Origin of the sequence: Enterococcus sp. 3G1_DIV0629 (genome assembly GCF_002141285.1) — a bacterium.
In the GTDB taxonomy this organism is placed as follows: Bacteria; Bacillota; Bacilli; order Lactobacillales; family Enterococcaceae; genus Enterococcus_B; species Enterococcus_B lactis.
In genome coordinates this window covers 252,894-270,622 of the sequence record NZ_NGLI01000003.1, presented here as the reverse complement: position 1 = coordinate 270,622, position 17,729 = coordinate 252,894, and the positions used below count along the sequence as shown (strand labels likewise).

General features: G+C 37.9%; 17 protein-coding genes. 3 read left to right on the top strand and 14 right to left on the bottom strand.

The window, feature by feature from the left end; all coding sequences use genetic code 11:
- Positions 1-5: 5 nt before the first annotated feature.
- Positions 6-668, top strand: coding sequence for an ABC transporter ATP-binding protein (locus A5816_RS13560; protein ID WP_002373886.1), 663 nt, complete (start codon positions 6-8; stop codon positions 666-668).
- Between the two features lie 99 nt (positions 669-767).
- Here A5816_RS13560 and A5816_RS13555 read toward each other — a convergent pair whose 3' ends face one another.
- The 8 genes from A5816_RS13555 to A5816_RS13510 all read right to left on the bottom strand — a co-directional run bounded on the left by A5816_RS13555 (position 768) and on the right by A5816_RS13510 (position 11,181).
- Positions 768-971, bottom strand: a complete 204-nt coding sequence (locus A5816_RS13555) for a CsbD family protein (RefSeq protein ID WP_002373888.1) — start codon at positions 969-971, stop codon at positions 768-770.
- Positions 972-1,082: 111 nt separating this feature from the next.
- Positions 1,083-2,267, bottom strand: coding sequence for a beta-aspartyl-peptidase (gene iadA, locus A5816_RS13550; RefSeq protein ID WP_002315780.1), 1,185 nt, complete (start codon positions 2,265-2,267; stop codon positions 1,083-1,085).
- Between the two features lie 159 nt (positions 2,268-2,426).
- On the bottom strand, positions 2,427-4,166 hold the full coding sequence (gene yfcC, locus A5816_RS13545) for a putative basic amino acid antiporter YfcC (RefSeq protein WP_086311531.1): 1,740 nt from the start codon (positions 4,164-4,166) through the stop codon (positions 2,427-2,429).
- Between the two features lie 774 nt (positions 4,167-4,940).
- Positions 4,941-5,555: an SIS domain-containing protein gene (locus A5816_RS13530; RefSeq protein WP_086311530.1), complete on the bottom strand. Its 615-nt coding sequence runs from the start codon at positions 5,553-5,555 to the stop codon at positions 4,941-4,943.
- 605 nt (positions 5,556-6,160) lie between these two features.
- Complete coding sequence (locus tag A5816_RS13525; protein WP_002291036.1) at positions 6,161-6,538, bottom strand: hypothetical protein; 378 nt, start codon at positions 6,536-6,538, stop codon at positions 6,161-6,163.
- A 300-nt stretch (positions 6,539-6,838) separates the two neighbouring features.
- On the bottom strand, positions 6,839-7,720 hold the full coding sequence (gene galU / locus A5816_RS13520; RefSeq protein WP_086311529.1) for a UTP--glucose-1-phosphate uridylyltransferase GalU: 882 nt from the start codon (positions 7,718-7,720) through the stop codon (positions 6,839-6,841).
- A gap of 42 nt (positions 7,721-7,762) precedes the next feature.
- Entirely contained in the window at positions 7,763-8,782 is a 1,020-nt protein-coding gene (locus tag A5816_RS13515; RefSeq protein WP_002291040.1) for an NAD(P)H-dependent glycerol-3-phosphate dehydrogenase, read from the bottom strand.
- 662 nt (positions 8,783-9,444) lie between these two features.
- Positions 9,445-11,181: a fibronectin type III domain-containing protein gene (locus tag A5816_RS13510; RefSeq protein WP_002373894.1), complete on the bottom strand. Its 1,737-nt coding sequence runs from the start codon at positions 11,179-11,181 to the stop codon at positions 9,445-9,447.
- A 206-nt stretch (positions 11,182-11,387) separates the two neighbouring features.
- On the opposite strand from A5816_RS13510, the gene A5816_RS13505 reads away from it, so the two are divergent.
- Entirely contained in the window at positions 11,388-12,272 is an 885-nt protein-coding gene (locus A5816_RS13505; protein ID WP_010732988.1) for a helix-turn-helix domain-containing protein, read from the top strand.
- Positions 12,273-12,403: 131 nt separating this feature from the next.
- On the top strand, positions 12,404-13,048 hold the full coding sequence (locus A5816_RS13500) for a lytic polysaccharide monooxygenase (RefSeq protein WP_002373899.1): 645 nt from the start codon (positions 12,404-12,406) through the stop codon (positions 13,046-13,048).
- Between the two features lie 63 nt (positions 13,049-13,111).
- Here A5816_RS13500 and A5816_RS13495 read toward each other — a convergent pair whose 3' ends face one another.
- From A5816_RS13495 to A5816_RS13470, 6 genes are read right to left on the bottom strand one after another with little or no spacing between them, the layout of a single operon-like run.
- Entirely contained in the window at positions 13,112-14,116 is a 1,005-nt protein-coding gene (locus tag A5816_RS13495; protein ID WP_002373906.1) for an SIS domain-containing protein, read from the bottom strand.
- A 12-nt stretch (positions 14,117-14,128) separates the two neighbouring features.
- Complete coding sequence (locus A5816_RS13490) at positions 14,129-15,178, bottom strand: SIS domain-containing protein (protein WP_086311528.1); 1,050 nt, start codon at positions 15,176-15,178, stop codon at positions 14,129-14,131.
- A 16-nt stretch (positions 15,179-15,194) separates the two neighbouring features.
- Positions 15,195-16,016: a PTS system mannose/fructose/sorbose family transporter subunit IID gene (locus A5816_RS13485; protein ID WP_002291048.1), complete on the bottom strand. Its 822-nt coding sequence runs from the start codon at positions 16,014-16,016 to the stop codon at positions 15,195-15,197.
- Positions 16,003-16,782, bottom strand: a complete 780-nt coding sequence (locus A5816_RS13480) for a PTS sugar transporter subunit IIC (RefSeq protein ID WP_086311527.1) — start codon at positions 16,780-16,782, stop codon at positions 16,003-16,005. Before A5816_RS13480 ends, A5816_RS13485 begins: the two co-directional genes overlap by 14 nt.
- Before the next feature lie 16 nt (positions 16,783-16,798).
- Positions 16,799-17,269, bottom strand: coding sequence for a PTS sugar transporter subunit IIB (locus A5816_RS13475; protein WP_002287114.1), 471 nt, complete (start codon positions 17,267-17,269; stop codon positions 16,799-16,801).
- An 11-nt stretch (positions 17,270-17,280) separates the two neighbouring features.
- Entirely contained in the window at positions 17,281-17,700 is a 420-nt protein-coding gene (locus A5816_RS13470; RefSeq protein WP_002373911.1) for a PTS sugar transporter subunit IIA, read from the bottom strand.
- Positions 17,701-17,729 lie beyond the last annotated feature (29 nt).

The following is a 17,729-nucleotide window of genomic DNA, read 5'->3' as shown; positions in this document are numbered from 1 at the left end:
ATTTGATGTTACGGACAGAACAATTGGGATTTTGGTATCAAGATCCGCAAGATGCGCTTTACAAAGATGTAGAACTGAATTTCGAAGCTGGAAAAATGTACGCTATTTTAGGAGCAAGTGGTTCTGGAAAAACGACTTTTCTTTCGCTTATTTCCGGATTAGATACACCAAAAGAAGGAAAGGTATACTATCAAGATCGTTCACTGAACAAAATCGGATTAAGAAATTATCGTAAAAATGATGTCTCGATTATTTTCCAAGCTTATAACTTGCTTCCTTATTTATCAGCTCTAGACAATGTCATAACAGCAATGGAAATCACTAAGACCAAACACGAGAATTATCGACAAGTTGCTTTAGATCGACTGGCTCGTGTAGGAATTGATGAAGTATTAGCAAAAAAACAGGTGACCAAACTTTCGGGAGGTCAGCAACAGCGAGTCGCTATCGTTCGTGCTATCTGTTGCGAACATCAACTGATTGTAGCTGATGAACCTACTGGGAATCTGGATGAGACCACTTCACAAGATATCGTCAAACTTTTCCAAGAAATCGCCCATGAGCAAAATCGCTGTATTATCATCGTGACCCATGAGGTCGAAGTAGCAAAAAGTTGCGATGAAGTCTTTGAACTAAAAAATAAAGAATTTGAAAAAATAGAAGTTTAAAAAACAGGATAACGTTCAAACAAGAAATCCGAACCATATCTGTGAAGCAGATACGGTTCGGATTTCTATTTGCTTGATTCATTTAGTAATGAACGTTGTTTATTTGTTTTCATCTTTTCGAGAGAATTTGTCTTTGATTTCATCGCCCAAATCACGAGCTTTTTCTTTGATATCAGAACCTAGTGATTGTGCTTTTCCTTCTGTTTCTTTGCTCTTGTCGTCTGTTGCCTTGCCGTATGCTTCTTTTCCTTCACCGACTACTTTGTCTTTCATGTCTTTAGAACGTCCTTTTAAATCTGCCATGGTGTTTCCTCCTCTTAATTTGTTTATTGATCTACTTTCAGGGTAACATCAACAACAGATACAGACAAACAGAACGCTCGTTTTCTAAAAAAGGATGAGTCAGATAGTGGATCAAAAACTTTTTTCGAAAGTTCCCCATACTTTGACTTCTTTTTCTTGGACCATTATTTCTCCTTTAGCAATAACTGTATCGATATCAAGCGTTTCTTTGTCCAAGATACACAAGTCTGCATCTGCGCCAATTTCAATTTTTCCTTTTTTATCTAATTTCAATATACGTGCTGGGTTACTGGTTATAGCTCGCAAGGCGATTTCCAGAGGAATATTTTCTTTTTGCACAGCTTCTTTGATCCCTACTAGCAATGCCTTGGCACTTCCTACTCCTAACCCTAGGAAATGATTGTTTTCATCAAAATAAGGCAAGCTTCCTTGTCCATCTGAGGTCATCGTGAAATTATCTAAAGAAACATCTTCCTCAATCAATCGTTTCAATGCTTTACTGAAGCGCACTTCCCCATCTGTCTTCTCCCAAAAATCAGGATCTTCGCTAGCGGTGAAGTCAATCGTGCCGCCACGTTTAGCAAATGCCACGCAAGCTTCAAATAATTCTGGTGTGCGATTCGCATGAGTAGGCAAAAACTGTGTGATCGGAATTTCTGTTTCTTCTACAATTCGTGTCAATAACTCTAGCTTTCTTTTTCCTCCGCCTAAGTGGACATTGATGATCCCAGCTTTTCCCGACAACATGCCTCCTACACGAGCATCTGCTGCTGCACGGGCAAATTCTTCAAAACTTGGCTGAGAAGAACGGTGATCGGATACTGCGATTTCTCCGATTCCGATGATTTTATCGATTGTTAAAAAGTCTTTAATGATCGAATCTGTTACTGTTTTTACCGGCAATCGGTACGAACCCTCGTACACATAAGTGGAGATTCCTTCTGCTTCAAGTCCTTTCGCTTTGCTGATCAAAGCAGTCATATCTCGACCTTCTCCGTCTGTTCCCAAGCAACCGACAACTGTCGTTACACCAGCTGTAGTCAATTGACTTAATGTAACTTCTGGCGTTCTGTTTTGATAACCGCCTTCTCCTCCTCCGCCTAAAATATGGAAATGACAATCAATGAAACCTGGAGTCAGTACTTTCCCCTCACCTGAAAGTTCTTCTACTTCCACTCCTTCGTAGCCGCCTTCTAACTGTTCTTCTACAGCCAAAATCTTCCCACCGGCAATCAATACGTCCATTTTTCCTAAGTAATCTGGTGCAAACACTTCAATTTGTCGGATGATCTTCATACATTTTTCCTCTTTCTTTAAGTATAGCTGATGATAGGATCTTAAAAAATAATCCAAACGATAGAATCTTTACTCCTTTGATTGTACCGTAAAATGACGGTTCTTGGAGTCATTTATCTACTGTTTGGATTACTTTTTTATTTACTTATGTCTCCAGTACTACTGCAGACCGATCGCAATAGCAATCATGATGAAAATAGTTCCCAAAACAAACAGGAATCCTTGCATCTTGACTTGGAACCTTGCCCATTTTGCCCATTCGATTCGTGCAACACCTAACACACCAATCAAGCTAGCTGATACGGGCGTAAAAGCATCCATGAAACCAGAACCAAGCTGATAAGCAAGAACTGCTACTTGTCTAGATACACCTACTAAATCTGCCAATGGAGCCATAATCGGCATGGTCAAAGCCGCTTGTCCTGAATTTGATGTAACAACCAAGTTGAACAAACTTTGGAAGATATACATCGCCCAAGCGCCAATGACAGCTGGCACACCGGTCAATGCCGTCCCGATTCCATGCAAAATCGTATTCAAAGCTGAAGGAACAGACGCATCGGATCCACCTAAGACGAGAAGGATTCCTTTGGCCATCCCTACTACGATTGCTGTACCAGCTAAATCAGCTGCACCAGATTGGAAAGAAGAAGCGATGTCATTGACTTTCATTCCATCTAATTTGAAAAGAACAGCAATGATTCCGGCAACTAATCCCATCACAAAGAATTGAGAAGCGATTTCGGGGATGTAATAGCCTTTTTGAGTCACGCCCCAAACGATCCAAACAAGAACAGCTAACATCTCTACTAAAATCAGTTTATGCCCAAGCATGAATTTTTTATTTTCATCAGATGTCTTTTTGATATGAGAACGAAAATAATCATCTGATTTGTAAGTCAACGAACTTTCCGGTTTTTTACGGATTTTTTCTGCATATATCATCATATATCCCGCTGCTAAGGCAGTAACAACTACCCACATAATCAATCGGAATGTCGCACCAGACAACACTGGGATTCCAGCAATCCCTTGAGCCACAGCTACGCTAAACGGGCTCATCCAAGAGGTCGCATTTCCGACTTGAGATGCGACATAAGTCACGGTTACTGCTACGATTGAGTCATATCCTAAGGCAATGACGAATGGAACCATCACCATTGAGAATGGAATCACCTCTTCTGCCATCCCAAATGTAGCGCCCCCGAATGAAAAAGCAAAGAATAATAGCGGTAAAGCTAAACGCTCCAGTCCCTTCGTTTTACTGATAAACGCATAGATTCCTGCATCAATCGCTCCGGTACGCATAATAATACCAAAAGCACCTCCGACAACAAGGATCAATGCAGCAATCCCTACAGCAGATCCATATTTATCTCCAGATACTAGACCTTCAAAAACAAAATTTAAGAAGCCAAAGCCACCAAAATCGTCTGTTCCCCATATTTTGGCTGTTTTATGCAATTTTTTAGAAGTATCATAGATATTTTCGCCATACTCATCGTAAAGAACATCATCTGTTAAGGAAATTTCATCTAGTTTTTCTTGCGTAAGATTTTTTTCTCCGTCAGCAATGACTTTTTCCAATCCTTTTTCAGGAACATCCAATTTTTCACGTTCTGCTGGATGGTCTTGCAGTTCTTCTAATTGATCAAATACATACGATTTATCCAGCTCGTAAGCATAACGGAAGGAATCTTGGCGTAAAACAGTACGAGTACTTGTTTCGCCATTCGCATCTTTATATTCAATGTCTTGCGTGCTGAACTTTCCTGCTGGTACGACAAAAGTCAGTATCCATGCAAAGATGACTACACCAAAAATAATGACATACGTATGCGGTGTCGATAATTTAGTGAAGTCACGTTTCGGTTTTCCTGAAGAATTTGTTTTCTTCAAATTTATTTCTTCCTTTCTTTTCTCAGTAATTTTGATGAATAAAAAATGGATAATCAAATGAATTATACAGTAAAAATGTCTATTCCACATGAATAATTTATTAGAAAATCACTTTTTTCTATTTTGCTTTTTTTCTCATATGTATGACTATTTTTTTCTTTTTCCATTTATATTAAGTATTTTATTTCTCTGTTTTTCCTTAAAATTCTTTTTTTATTTTTAGATTAGCGGAAATCCCGTCCTGATTTTTTCATTTTATAATCGTGAATAAATTGTATTTCATTGCAAAAAAGCAAAAAATAATAATAAATATCCATCTCATATCTTTCATTTTTTGTATATTTTCTTTCTATTAGAAAAAGGAATCTTCTTCGACAATTTTGTTATATCAGGTAAACTTCATTGCAATAATGATAACAAATGTACTATAATTACATTGTAAAGAGTTTTGGGGAAGACTCTTTCATCAACGTGTATTAAGAGACAAGAAAGAATCCATGCGGATTCTTTCTTGTCTCTTTTTCCGCTATTTTTTTGTCTATCTAGCATTGCATATTTTTGTAGCTCTTTTTTTCTCATTGTGAAACAACTTATAAAAATAACGTACTTTCGAAAAAAAAGGCTGACATCTAGAGCTAAACAAACTTAAAATAACAAAAAACAAAATATGATTATTACTGTTTTTCTTGGAAAATCGTTTTCTTTGTTTCAAACACTCCATATTTACGTGGAACACCGTTTTTTTTAAAGAAACTTTGGTCATTGTGTGGAAAACTATTTTCCTCTTGTTTCCTGAACTAGCTGTTTTGCTGTAAAATACAAAACCTGTTGAAGCAAAAAGATCGTTGCAAGAGAGGCTGTTCCACAGATTGCTGGATCTAAATTCGGCAAAGTCAAGACTGCATCATGCAGATTGGCATGGTTATCCAAAACTAAATCAGCAAATTCAAATAATCTCAAACCACTGCTATGCTGGGACTTGATGCTTCGTGACAAATCAAATCCAGTAACAATGATCAAAGGATGTCCATTTTCTTTGATCCATTGAGCCAACTCAATGATTGCTGGATTTCTTCCTTCATTCGAAAGAAGAAGAAAAATGTCTTCTGGTTTGACAGAAAGCTCATCAATAATCGCTTGTCCTGCCCCTTCTAGCGTTTCATAGACACCTCCGGCTGGGTTATCAATCAATATACTTGGCACAAGGTCCGGTGTTTGATCCCAAAATTCAAATGCTACACCACTTAGTGTGCGACTAGCATATATCTGCAATCTTCCGCCTTGATTGATTTGTTTCGCAATCCAAGTTCCTGCTTGAACCATCAACGGCTCTTCTATCCTTAATTTCTCTTCCAATTGGTAATAATAGTCAAAATAACATAAACTCATTTTTCTCTCCCGCCTAGCTATACTTGACATGAATAGAAACAGCTGCCTAATCTAAGGAAATACATAAAAAACAGAAGATAAACAGTAACACATGCGGTCTTTGCTGTTTCAAACGCAAAAAAGGTATTGAACGAATACGCCCAATACCTTGACATAGCAAATAAAACAACGTGCAGACCATAGAAAATCTCTACATAGGGGTAGAATTTTCCCCTTAGATTAGGTACAATAAATAAGGTCGATGCACTGCATTGACTATGGCAAAATGATCGGTCAGGGTGTATGAGTGTGACTGGTCATTCCCTGATTCTTAGCGCCAACTAAGGGTCAGGGAGCCTTTTTTTATTCAGCTGTTTCTATCTGAACTCATTGTAAGTAATCTCTTATTCAAGTGCAAGTACGAAAACACAAAAAAACATTGGTATGATTTTTTTACAAATAAATAACATAAAAAAAAGGAATGGCTTGTCCTTATGTAGCAAGCATTCCTTTTTGAAAAGATTCTTTTAAATAAGTAAAAAAAGTTTTTTTCACCAATTAAATAAATCTCTCAACTCAATATTTTATCCATTATTTTATCTTTTTTTGCGTATACATACTAAATATTACCGTCTTCTTCTCGCTCTTCTGCTTTGTTCTGGAGAATCTGTACTAGAAAAAGTAGCGGCATGTCTACCCTTTTTTCCGATTCGAGACTTTCTTTTCCTATAAGGAATATAAATGATCAGATACAATACAGCAAAAAATAAGGCAAATATGCAAGCTTCCCAACTACCTAACGCCAGTTCAATCATCAAGCTAGCAACTGCAACTGACGCTGCATACCAGATAAAAATCAGGAATCTTTCTTTTTTTCTGACCATTTTGAACATGATAAATAGACTAATGAGCAATAGTGGTAACACAAATACCCAATTACTTCCTTCCATCAGCCACTTGAGTATATCAAGTAGCGACTGCGCAACAGCGACTAATTTTCCCATAGTGGACACACACCTTTTTTATAATTAAAAAAATTCGCCTTTTTATTCTACTATGAATCTTCTGGATTGGCTTTCATTTCTCTTATGTAATCATTTTCTTTTATGTAACTTAAAAAAAAATTAAACCATTAGCAGAAAATTTTCTAAATATATTCACGGAAGTCTTTTTTTATCTTTCATTTTTCCTCGTCTTCATTCACTTAGCGTCAAAAAATAAAAACGACAGTTGCGCAAATGATGCACAAGCTGCCGCTTTAATACCCATTTGATTTTTATTCTCAGCAGGTCACTTATTTCCAGTTAATTTTCTGTTCTTAGCTCTTTGCCTAACTGGATAATATAGGCGCTTAACGATGCACCGATTTCCGGATGATGAAGTCCATATTCAATATTTGTCTTCATATATCCTAGCTTATCGCCTACGTCATATCTTTTTCCTTTAAATTCTCTCGCATAGACCGCTTCTGTTTGGTTAAGGTTCTGGAGCGCATCCGTTAGTTGTATCTCGTTCCCTGCTCCTGGTTCTTGAGTTGCTAATATCTCAAATATTTTGGGAGTCAGCAGATAACGTCCGATAATGGCTAAATTGCTTGGTGCTTTTCCAAGTTCAGGTTTTTCTACAAAACCATTTACTCTGCAACGTCCCTTTTCGTTATCCGTTTTAGGATCAATAATTCCATATTTAGAGGTTTCATTTTCTGGTACACGCATGACGGCAACAGCAGAAGATTGTGTTTCTTCATAATCCATCATCAATTGTTGAGTCAGTGGGATATCATCTTTCATCAAATCATCCCCGAGCATGACAACAAATGGTTCATTCCCTATGAATGCTTTTGCTTGAAGCACAGCATCCCCCAGTCCTCTTGGATGAGATTGACGGATGAAGTGAAGATTGACATGAGTCGTTTCTTCAACTAAAGCGAGTAGTTCTGTTTTTTCCTTTTCCCGCAAATTGTTTTCCAATTCGATATTTGCATCAAAATGATCTTCAATGGGTCTCTTTTCTTTTCCCGTTACGATCAAGATATCTTCGATTCCTGAATCCAATGCTTCCTCCACAATAAACTGGATCGTTGGCTTATCCACGATTGGAAGCATTTCTTTTGCCATGGCTTTTGTTGCCGGCAAAAAACGTGTTCCTAGCCCAGCGGCAGGAATAACTGCTTTTTTGACCTTCACTTGCTGTTCCTCCTAAACGACGCTTACCTGTTGATCATCTATTTAACGAAGAGAAAATTCATTCTCCATTTTTCCGTCACGTAGCATGATTTCTTTTGCTGCTTTTTTGATATCTTCCCCATTATACAAAACATTATAGATGGTTTGAGTAATTGGCATCTCAACACCTAGCTGTTGTGCTAGCTCGACTGCTGCTTTTGTCGTTGCCACACCTTCAACGACCATTCCCATGTTTTCCAAAACTTCTTCCAGTTTATGCCCTTGTCCTAATAAGTTACCGGCACGCCAATTACGGGAATGAACACTTGTACAAGTAACAATCAAGTCCCCAACGCCGCTCAAACCGATAAACGTCAGCGGATTGGCCCCCATTGCTACACCAAGACGACTAATTTCTGCTAATCCGCGAGTCATGATTGCCGCTTTTGCATCGTCTCCGAACCCTAGCCCATGGATAGCACCGGCACCAATAGCAATGATATTTTTTAATGCTGCGCCAGTTTCTACACCAATCACATCATTATTTGTATAAATCCTGAAATAATCATTCATGAATAATTCTTGTACATAAGCAGCTGCTTTTTGATCAATACTTGCAGCTGTAATCGTTGTGATATCATGAACTGCTACTTCTTCCGCATGACTAGGGCCAGATAATACGACGATTGCCTGTCGTTTTTCTTCTGGAATTTCTTCAGCCAAAACTTCTGAGATCCGTTTATGCGTATCTTGTTCTAGGCCTTTACTTGCATGGATAATGACGGGCTTAGTATTCATTTTACCAATAAGTTCCTGGGCGACTGAACGGATCGCTTTTGTCGGAACGACAAACAAAATAGCATCTGCGTCATCTACTGCTTCTGCCAATTCTTTATATCCGATAATCGATTCTGGAATCGTCAAATCAGGTAAAAAATGTTGATTTGTATGATACGTATTGATTTCGTCAATCTGTTCAGGTACATTTCCCCAAATCCGGACATCATGCCCGTTTTCTGCCAATGTCTGTGCTAAAGCAGTGCCCCATGATCCAGGACCAAGAACTGCGATTTTTTGTTTCATGGATATTCCTCCAAATAAATAATTGATAATTTCCATTATAGTATACATTTCTTAAAGTTTGGACTAATTTCCATTGTTTTTAAGTGTTTGTTTAATTCTTTTATCGACTTTCACTTGAAATAATCTATTAAATGTTGCAATAGCGTACATTTTAATTTTTTTCTTTTTACACTTGTTATACTTTATTTGTCACTAAGAGAAAGGAGGTTTGACTATGTTTCCATTACCATTACCATTGGGAGGCTGGGAAGTTTCTCCTAACAACCCTTAATTGAAGCTACATACAAGAAGAGGCTGGGACAGAAGCGTTTAACTCCAAGAAATAAAAAGGAGTTGCTTCTGTTTCCGCCGTTTATACGTGTTTAGAGCGTGAGACAAAAGTAAAGAACACTTTTGCCTCACGCTCTTTGTTTAAGTCAATACATGGTAGAAATTTTGATAAAAGTCATATCCTCCTTATTCCGACACGCAGTTATACATCAGGCTTATCATTTCTTGATACACAGTGTTCAATCAGCTCACCCTCAATATTAGATTAAAAAACGGCAAAATATGAAAAACTATTTTGCCGTTTTATTTCTGTAATACTTAGGTCAAAGTATTGATTTCACAACCGCTTTATAAACGGTGTTACAGAAGTAGCTTCTATCACGACCTTATCATCAACTTATTTTTTGCCATAAAGTGAAGGCCGTATCTGGTGCCCAATGTGCAGCTGCAATATGCGCTTGCAAGCAACGATATTGAATACCATTATATGTGACTATGTCTCCTACTTGATAAAAAGTACCGACCGTCCAAGAATTTCCTTGGCCGTTCTCGTCTAGGGTTCTTGCCGTAACAGACTGGCTTAGTAAAGAAGCGCCTGTCTGATTAACTGCACGAACTTGATAACGATATGCAGTAGAAGCTGTTAAGTTTTGATCTTCAAATACAGCGGTTTGTGAGGTAGCGATCTTCTTGCCATCTCTGTATATTTCATAATAAAGTACTTCTTCCAATAAGCTATTTTCCTGCCATACCAAATGAACTGTTGATTGTGTCACACTGTTGACGCTCAACCCGTTTGGTATAGAAGGTGCTGGTAAAGCTGCTGCTTCTTGCGTACGGATATTCAATCTATCGGAACGTGCAGAAATATTTCCTGATGGATCGACAGCTTCAATCGTATAAGAATAAGTCGTTTCTGGTTGTAAACCTGTATGTATATAATTCGTAGTGTTGCTTGTTCCTACTAATCGATTGTTTTCATAAATATTATAATGTGACACACGAACGTTATCTGTTGACGCAGTCCAAGACAATGTGACTGTCGTACTTGTTGCTGTTCCTCGAAAATTGGTAGGTTTAGAAGGTTTCTCTGTATCTGGTTCTTGTTCCGTAAACAGATTTTGATAAGCTTTCGCAAATGATTCATTATAAGAAATACCAGCTGAGTTTACCCCTTCGTCCCAGTTCACGCTCCAAGTCATCAAACCTTTCAAAGGTGTACGTTCTTTTTCCATTTGTTCGAATACTTGATAGACAACGGATGGATCTTGCACATAACCGTTGGCTGCCGCATCGTTATTTGCTGGAATCCCCAAAGCCAGACGATCTGCTGGTATCCGAATGTATCCACTCTCTCCGTTATGCAAGGCTTTTGACATACCATATAAGAAATCATATTTTCGACTGTCATTGTTCTGAGCAATCCATTCGTCGCCCACGCTTAATCCGTCGCCCGCCTGATTATATAGTTGTGGTGCAATAAAATCATACTCATTTTCTAATGCAGTGATATATGGGACATAGCCTCCCGCTGTTCTCAAATAAGGGAATTCAGGTGCCATAGAAATAATAAAGTGTTTTCCTTGCTTTTTATAATGATCTCGTACGATTTTCAACGCTTCTGGGATCACTTGCTGGTTATCTCCTGCCGTAATGGCGCTTTGTTCTAAATCAATGTCTAAACCATCAAAACCATAAGTTTCTACCAACCGAATCACTTCATCTGCAAATGCTTGTTCTTGTCCTCTGTGCAATTCGATATGAGAATCAGCTCCGCCTAAAGAAATGATAACTGATCGTCCTTCTTCATTTAAGGTGGCCACTTTGCTTCTGAATTCTTCATCACTCATATTAAATGGCTCAAATGTAGGGATTCCTTCGCCTTTCATAAAAGATACTGCGATGACATTGTAAAACGGATTGATCTTTCCTAAGTCTGTCTCTGCTGGTTTCCCACCTCTATATCCCGCACCTTGCTCTGGTACCCAATTATGATAATATCCAACAGCAATTTGCTTTTCTGAGATATCCGGCATCAATGCCGCAGAATCTTGTGCAGCATATATAGTTTGTCCACCTCCAGCGAAACAGCCGATTGCTGCCAATGACAGCCAAAAAATTTTTTTCATTCATCATACCTCCTAATATTTGGTAACTATAGTTTATTTTAACAACGTCTGTTTTTCATTTTTTGTATGTTATTACAACATAAATAAAAATTGCTTTTAAAGCATGAGCACTTTTTATCAAAAATAGTACATAATTGACATTTTCGTCCTTAGATAACAGCCTTGTGTTATCTTATATTCATAAAAAACGTATGGAGGTAACTTACATGATAAAACATGCTTCTTTAATTCGAAAACTAAGAAAAGAACGTGGCCTGACACAAGCTCAATTAACAGAGGGGCTTTCTCAGCGAGGGACATTAGCTGCTTTTGAATCTAGAGGAACAAAAATCAGTTTTGAATTGTTAGTGGATTACCTTGAACGGATGAATGTTACACTTGAAGAATATCAATTTTTGCTGAACAACAATACTCTTACAGGTAAACAAAAACTTTCTAATTACCTGATCACAACAAAATATTTAACAAAAGAGCAAGAGAATGAACTACTAAAAGAATTTAAAAAAACTGGGAATATTTATTATCGCCTGCTATATACGCAACGTATACTAATTGATCAATATCTGGGAAACCGAAAGCTCACTCGTTCGGAAACTTTGACAGAAGTTTCTATTATCAAAAAGTACTTGGAAGGTATCGATACATGGGGACATTATGAACTTTCTATTTTTTCCAATTGTTTATTTATATTCGATGACGAGTATATTTATCATTCTTTTCAGCGTAGTGTCACAAAAATGAAAGCATATGTCGATACTGCTCATTATTCCGAATTATTATCAAATTTTCTTTTGAACGGTATACATCTATCTTTTCATCGTTCTTCTGTTTTTCTTAGAAAACTATTTTTAGGAGAATGGAAAAAAGTAAGTGACCGTTATAAACATACTTTAGACTTGGCCCGTTACCGATCATTCACTGCTTTAGCTCAATTAGCAGATGGCAATGAACGAGCACTAAAAGAAATTGACGAAGCAATCCATTTCTTTGAATGGCTAGGACTAGAGGAAGTGAAAGAAGAGATCATTGAATTGAGAGATTCTCTTTTGAAAAAAACTATACATAAAAATGATAAGGCTATTTATCAATAGTCATTCTTCTAGTTTTTTGTTTTTGTTGCAATACCATACAAAAAAATAATATTTAAATAATACATTTTATACTATCTTACGAAAAGGAAACCTTTTCTTAAAATATTTTATCTAACTGGAGGAATTATCAAATGAAAAAAAGTACTTTATTGGGATTAGGAATGTTACTTGCTACAACAGGAATCGCCGCTTTGTCTTCTGTAGATGTCTCGGCTCATGGCTATGTTTCACAACCTATCAGCCGTGGCTATCAAGGTTCTCTAGACAGTAGGAATAATTGGCAAAGTGCTTTTGAAAAGTATGGTCGTATCATCAACGAACCACAATCTTTAGAGGCCCCAAAAGGATTCCCTTCGGCTGGACCTGCAAATGGTCGGATTGCTTCTGCTAATGGTGCAGTAGGTGACTTTGTTTTGGATAAACAAACAGCTACGTTATGGACAAAAAACAACTTAACTACTGGGGCAAACCGATTCACTTGGCATTTCACAGCTGACCACGCAACGACGAAATGGCACTATTACATGACTAAAAATGGTTGGAATCCAAATGCCCCATTGAATAGAAATGACCTGGAATTCATTGGTGAAGTAAATAATGGTGGTAATTCGTCTATTACTAATCCGACTCATACAATCAATATTCCTAGCAATCGTCTGGGGTATCATGTCATTTTAGCAGTTTGGGATGTAGCTGATACAAATAACGCATTTTATAATGTAATCGATGTCAATGTTCAAAATCGTAATGCATTAACTGACTTGGAAAACAACTAAAAAATAAAGGGAGCAGTTGTCGCTGCTCTCTTTATTTTTTATCTTCTTTTCATCCAATCGATCCTAATAATCAAACTGACGATAGTAGCGGCGTATCTCTAATGGATGACAATTCAGCTGTTCGACATGTGCATCGATACGCTGTGTCACTGCATGCATCAATAAGAAAGACAACACACGTCCGCGATATTTTTCGCTGATACCTTCTACTGGATAGTCTTTTGTATCTATCAATGTATAATTACTACAAATTTTTGGCAAAAGTTTAGCTACACGTTCAGATAACACTCTCTGTTCATCTTCGCCTAAAAATAAAGTGACTGGGGTCGTTTCTTCAACGATCTCTAACGTCCCGTGAAGAAACTCGGCAGCATGGATAGATTTCGATGGGAGCCAGCTTTGTTCTTCCCAATAACACATGGCATATGAATAAACTGCTCCCCATTGATTCCCTGCTCCAATAAAATAATGCATGCTATCACGTCGATGCTTTTCTGCAAATGATAAGCCAAATGCATCTGCTTTTTTCTCTGCTTCCACTAACCCTGTTGGCAAATAATGTTCGAGCTGTTCATAGTACTCTGAGTAATCTTCGAATTCCCCATGCAAATACATCAATCGATCTGCTACCATAAAAAATTTGATTTGTTCTGTTCCGGGAGCTGGATAAGTAACCACAAAATCGCATAGTTGAGACAACTTACTCTCCGCTTTATCGATAAATCCAATCAGTGTCGCTCCTACTTTCTTGATTTCTTCTACTGCTTTCACTACTTCTTGGGTTGTCCCAGTAACAGAGGACACGACAACGATAGAATCTTTTGTTAATCTTTTATTCCCAGTAGTGTAATATTCTGCAGCATGCTGTACAAAGACAGGCAAGTTGCTTTTCCCATTCATATAAGTGACAGCTTGCATCGAAGAAGCATATGTTCCACCAATTCCTAAATAATAGACAGCATCGAATTTTTCCGTATAAAGTTTATCGATGATTTTTTCTACTTGCGGACGTAAAGCTAGTGCACCTTTTATTGCTTTGATTTGTTCTTCTTCATTGAATTTCAACATGATTTCCACCTCTTATAATTTACTTTTCAAGACTGTATCAAAGTCTTCAAAGATCTTTTTGTTCAAGTCGATTCCTTTAGCTACTGCGGTTTTATAAGCGAATAGTTGAAATGGAATGACAAGTGGTAATATAGACAGATATTCATCACATTCTATTGCTAATCCAAGTGTTTTCTCGTTTCTTGCTTTTTTTGTGGTAATTGTGAGAGTCTCTCCAACATACTGACTCATATATCTCCGCAACTTTTGTGAACGTTCCTTATTTTCATTGTCCCCTTCAATAAAGAACAGCAAATGGGAAGCATCAGCCTCTAGATATGGGCCATGCATGTAAGCTTCTAACTCAAAACCTTGTGACGGGACACGGATTGTTTCCGTCAATTTCGTTTCTGCTTCTTTAGCTGTTCCCCAGTTTGGACCATAGCCAATAGTGATGAAGCGTTGTGTTAAACGAAACAAACTTTGATGCTCATCAAAAAATTCTTCCGTTTTTTGAATAATCACTGGTAAATGATCGATTATTTTTTGTAACTGTTGCATGTAGTTTTGTTCTATTTCTTTGCTGATATTATTTTTACTTATCCCAATTCCTAGCCCTAAGAGTAGTAACTGTAAGACAGTAGCAGAATAGCCTTTTGTAACGAAGCCAACTGTTTCTATCCCAGCACCTAAATCAATAATCTGTGTAGCTTCTAAAGCAAGTGGACTTTGTACGCCATTTGTGACAGCAATAATCGGTATTTCTTGTTTTTGGATCATTTTTACTGCTTCAACAGTAGAAGCACTTTTCCCACTTTGTGACACAGCAATCACAGTATCGATTGATGGAGAAAGTTTTCCATAATGAGCAAAATGAAAAGGTTCTTGAATATCGACAGTTAGCTCGCCATAAGATTCCAATGCCGGCTTCGCTGCTAAACAAGCGTTGTAAGAAGAACCCGTTGCTAGCATCAGCAGATTCGTTGTTTTTTTCATTTGTTTTCTTGTCGAAAAATCATTCTTTTTCAAGATCGTACTTAGTACTTCCTTTTCTTCATAAATATAATCTTGCATCGTAACCATTTTCTCTGCTCCTTTTCTAAAAAATCCCTATCCACGAACCAAAAATCCCAAAGAAAGCTAATCCGATCAAAATCGTTAATGGTTTTACTTCTTTTTTCAATAGATAAAACACGACACCAAATGCACCCAGACATAAGATATTTGGGACGATATCATCAAAAATACTTTGAACAGTCACAGCATTTTCTCCTGAACCGATTTTTAAAGGGATATTGATGGTAATCATCGTGGCAGTCATTGCTCCGACGACCATCAACCCAATGATAGACGCGCCTAATGTCAAACTTTCCATCATCCCGTTTGCCTGAATCTTTTTCAAAAAACCCGTTCCTAAGCGATAACCCCAACCTGTTGCTAGATAGCGGAACAGAATGTGCGGAATATTGAAAATCAAAATGAACAAGATAGGTCCTAAAATATTTCCTTGCATAGCTAAAGAGGTGCCCACACCTGTGGCAATCAATCGTAAAGTTCCCCAAAAGAAAGAATCCCCTAACCCTGCAAGTGGTCCCATCAAAGATGTTTTGATACTGTCGATTGCGGTCACATCAAATTCAGGATCATCCTTATTTTCTTCCTCCATTGCAGCCGTGATCCCTAAAATCAATGTAACGATATGTGGGGTCGTGTTGAAAAACTCTAGATGCCGTTTCAAAGCTGCTGCCATTTCTTCTTTCGACTGATATAACTTTTTCAAAATCGGAATCATTGCGTAAACATAAGCCATATTCATCTGTCGTTCATAGTTCCAAGAAAACTCCATTTGAAAAGAACGCCAGAATACATGATTCAGTTCTTTTTTCGTTATTTTGCTATTTTTACTCTCAGAATTCTTCATCTTCTTCGACCTCCCCTGCAGTGGTTTGAAGTGGCAGTTGACGGACATTCATGATATTGACTACCACAACGGCTAAAATTGCACCAAAAATAGCTACTCCGGTCACAGGAATCTTTAAGTAAGAAGCTATAGCGAAACCTAAGAAAAAGTATGGTGCAACTTGTTTGTTAATCAGCAATCGAGCGAGCATCGCGAAACCAAGAGCTGGAATCAACCCTGTAGCTACTGACAAGCCATTCTGAACGAAATCAGGAATCTTATTGAGTAGATTTCCGATCGTATTGCTTCCCACCATATACGAAACCATTACCACAACACCAAGCATCAAAGAAAGACCGAAACCGGCAAGCAAGTGCATATGCTCGACTCCTTTATAGTTTCCTTCTTCTGCATAACTGTCCGCTTTATGGTTCATAATTGGAATCAAAAGACCTAAGTAAATATTTTTCAATATCAATGTCAACGTAGCAATTGGTAAACCTAGTAAAAGTGCCGTTTCCGTACCAGCTCCAGCTGTGATAGCAAAAGCCGTGCCTAAAATTCCTCCGGCCACCACATCAGGGGGGATCGAAGCACCTACTGAGAATGATCCGATAAATGCTAACTCCAAAGTGGCGCCCATGACGATCCCAGTTTTTACATCACCCAACACGATCCCTGTAAACAGTCCCGTCACAATTGGACGAGAAAGCAGTGATGTCCCTAATGCATATTCTGATTGTGCGATAAATGCAACGATACCTAATAAGACTGCTTGTACAATCATTGAGTTTCTTCCTTTCTTACAAAACTTCCCTTACGTCCACTTTTTTATCTGCCGGTACTTGACGGATCTCCACTTCTATTTGTTTGTCAATCAATCTTTTCAATCGTTCCTCCTCTTCTGGTAAAATATTCACCGCTTTTCCAATACTACGAGTACCAGGTTTCGCCTTGATCCCCCCTAAGTTGATGGTTTTGATTTCTGGATACGCTTCTGCCAGCTTATACGCGTCCTCGATTGATTCCACTACAATGAATAGCTTATATTTATCTGTCACACCGCTTTTCAATGCGGCAATCGAGTCATCAATGGATTTGATCACTAGTTTGACTCCTTGCGGCTTGGCTAATTTGATCGTTGTCTTTCGTATCTCATTAGTAGGCACATCATCATTCGCAATCAAAATACAATCTGCACCTATTGTTTGTGTCCAAGAAAAAGCGACTTGTCCGTGTAATAACCGATGGTCAACTCTTGTCAATACAATCATTCTTCTTCCTCCTAAAATTCATCTTCTTCTATTTCCTGATTGATCCGTTCGTTACAAAACTGGATCATTTTTTTTGAATCAGTTAGCACCTGCTGGATCAAAACAGTTGTCTCCACTTCAGCGTCCAACTGAGATACTAGCTCAATCAAGAGTGGCAAATTCAATCCGGCAACAAGATAGACATGATCCTGATTGATATATTGTAAGAATTCATTGTTGACACTTCCGCCAAAAAGATCCGTCAGAACAATGATTTCTTTATCTTTGTACCTCATAAACAGCTGACTTACTGATTCCGTTAAATCAAAATTCTCATCAGTATAGCAGTCCAATGCAGTAATAGAATGATTTTTCCCATAGATTAGCTCTAATGAATCTAGTATCCCTGAAGCAAATTTACCATGGGAAGCTAAGATAATTTCTCTGTCCACTTTTTCATCTCCTCTTTTTACTTACACAT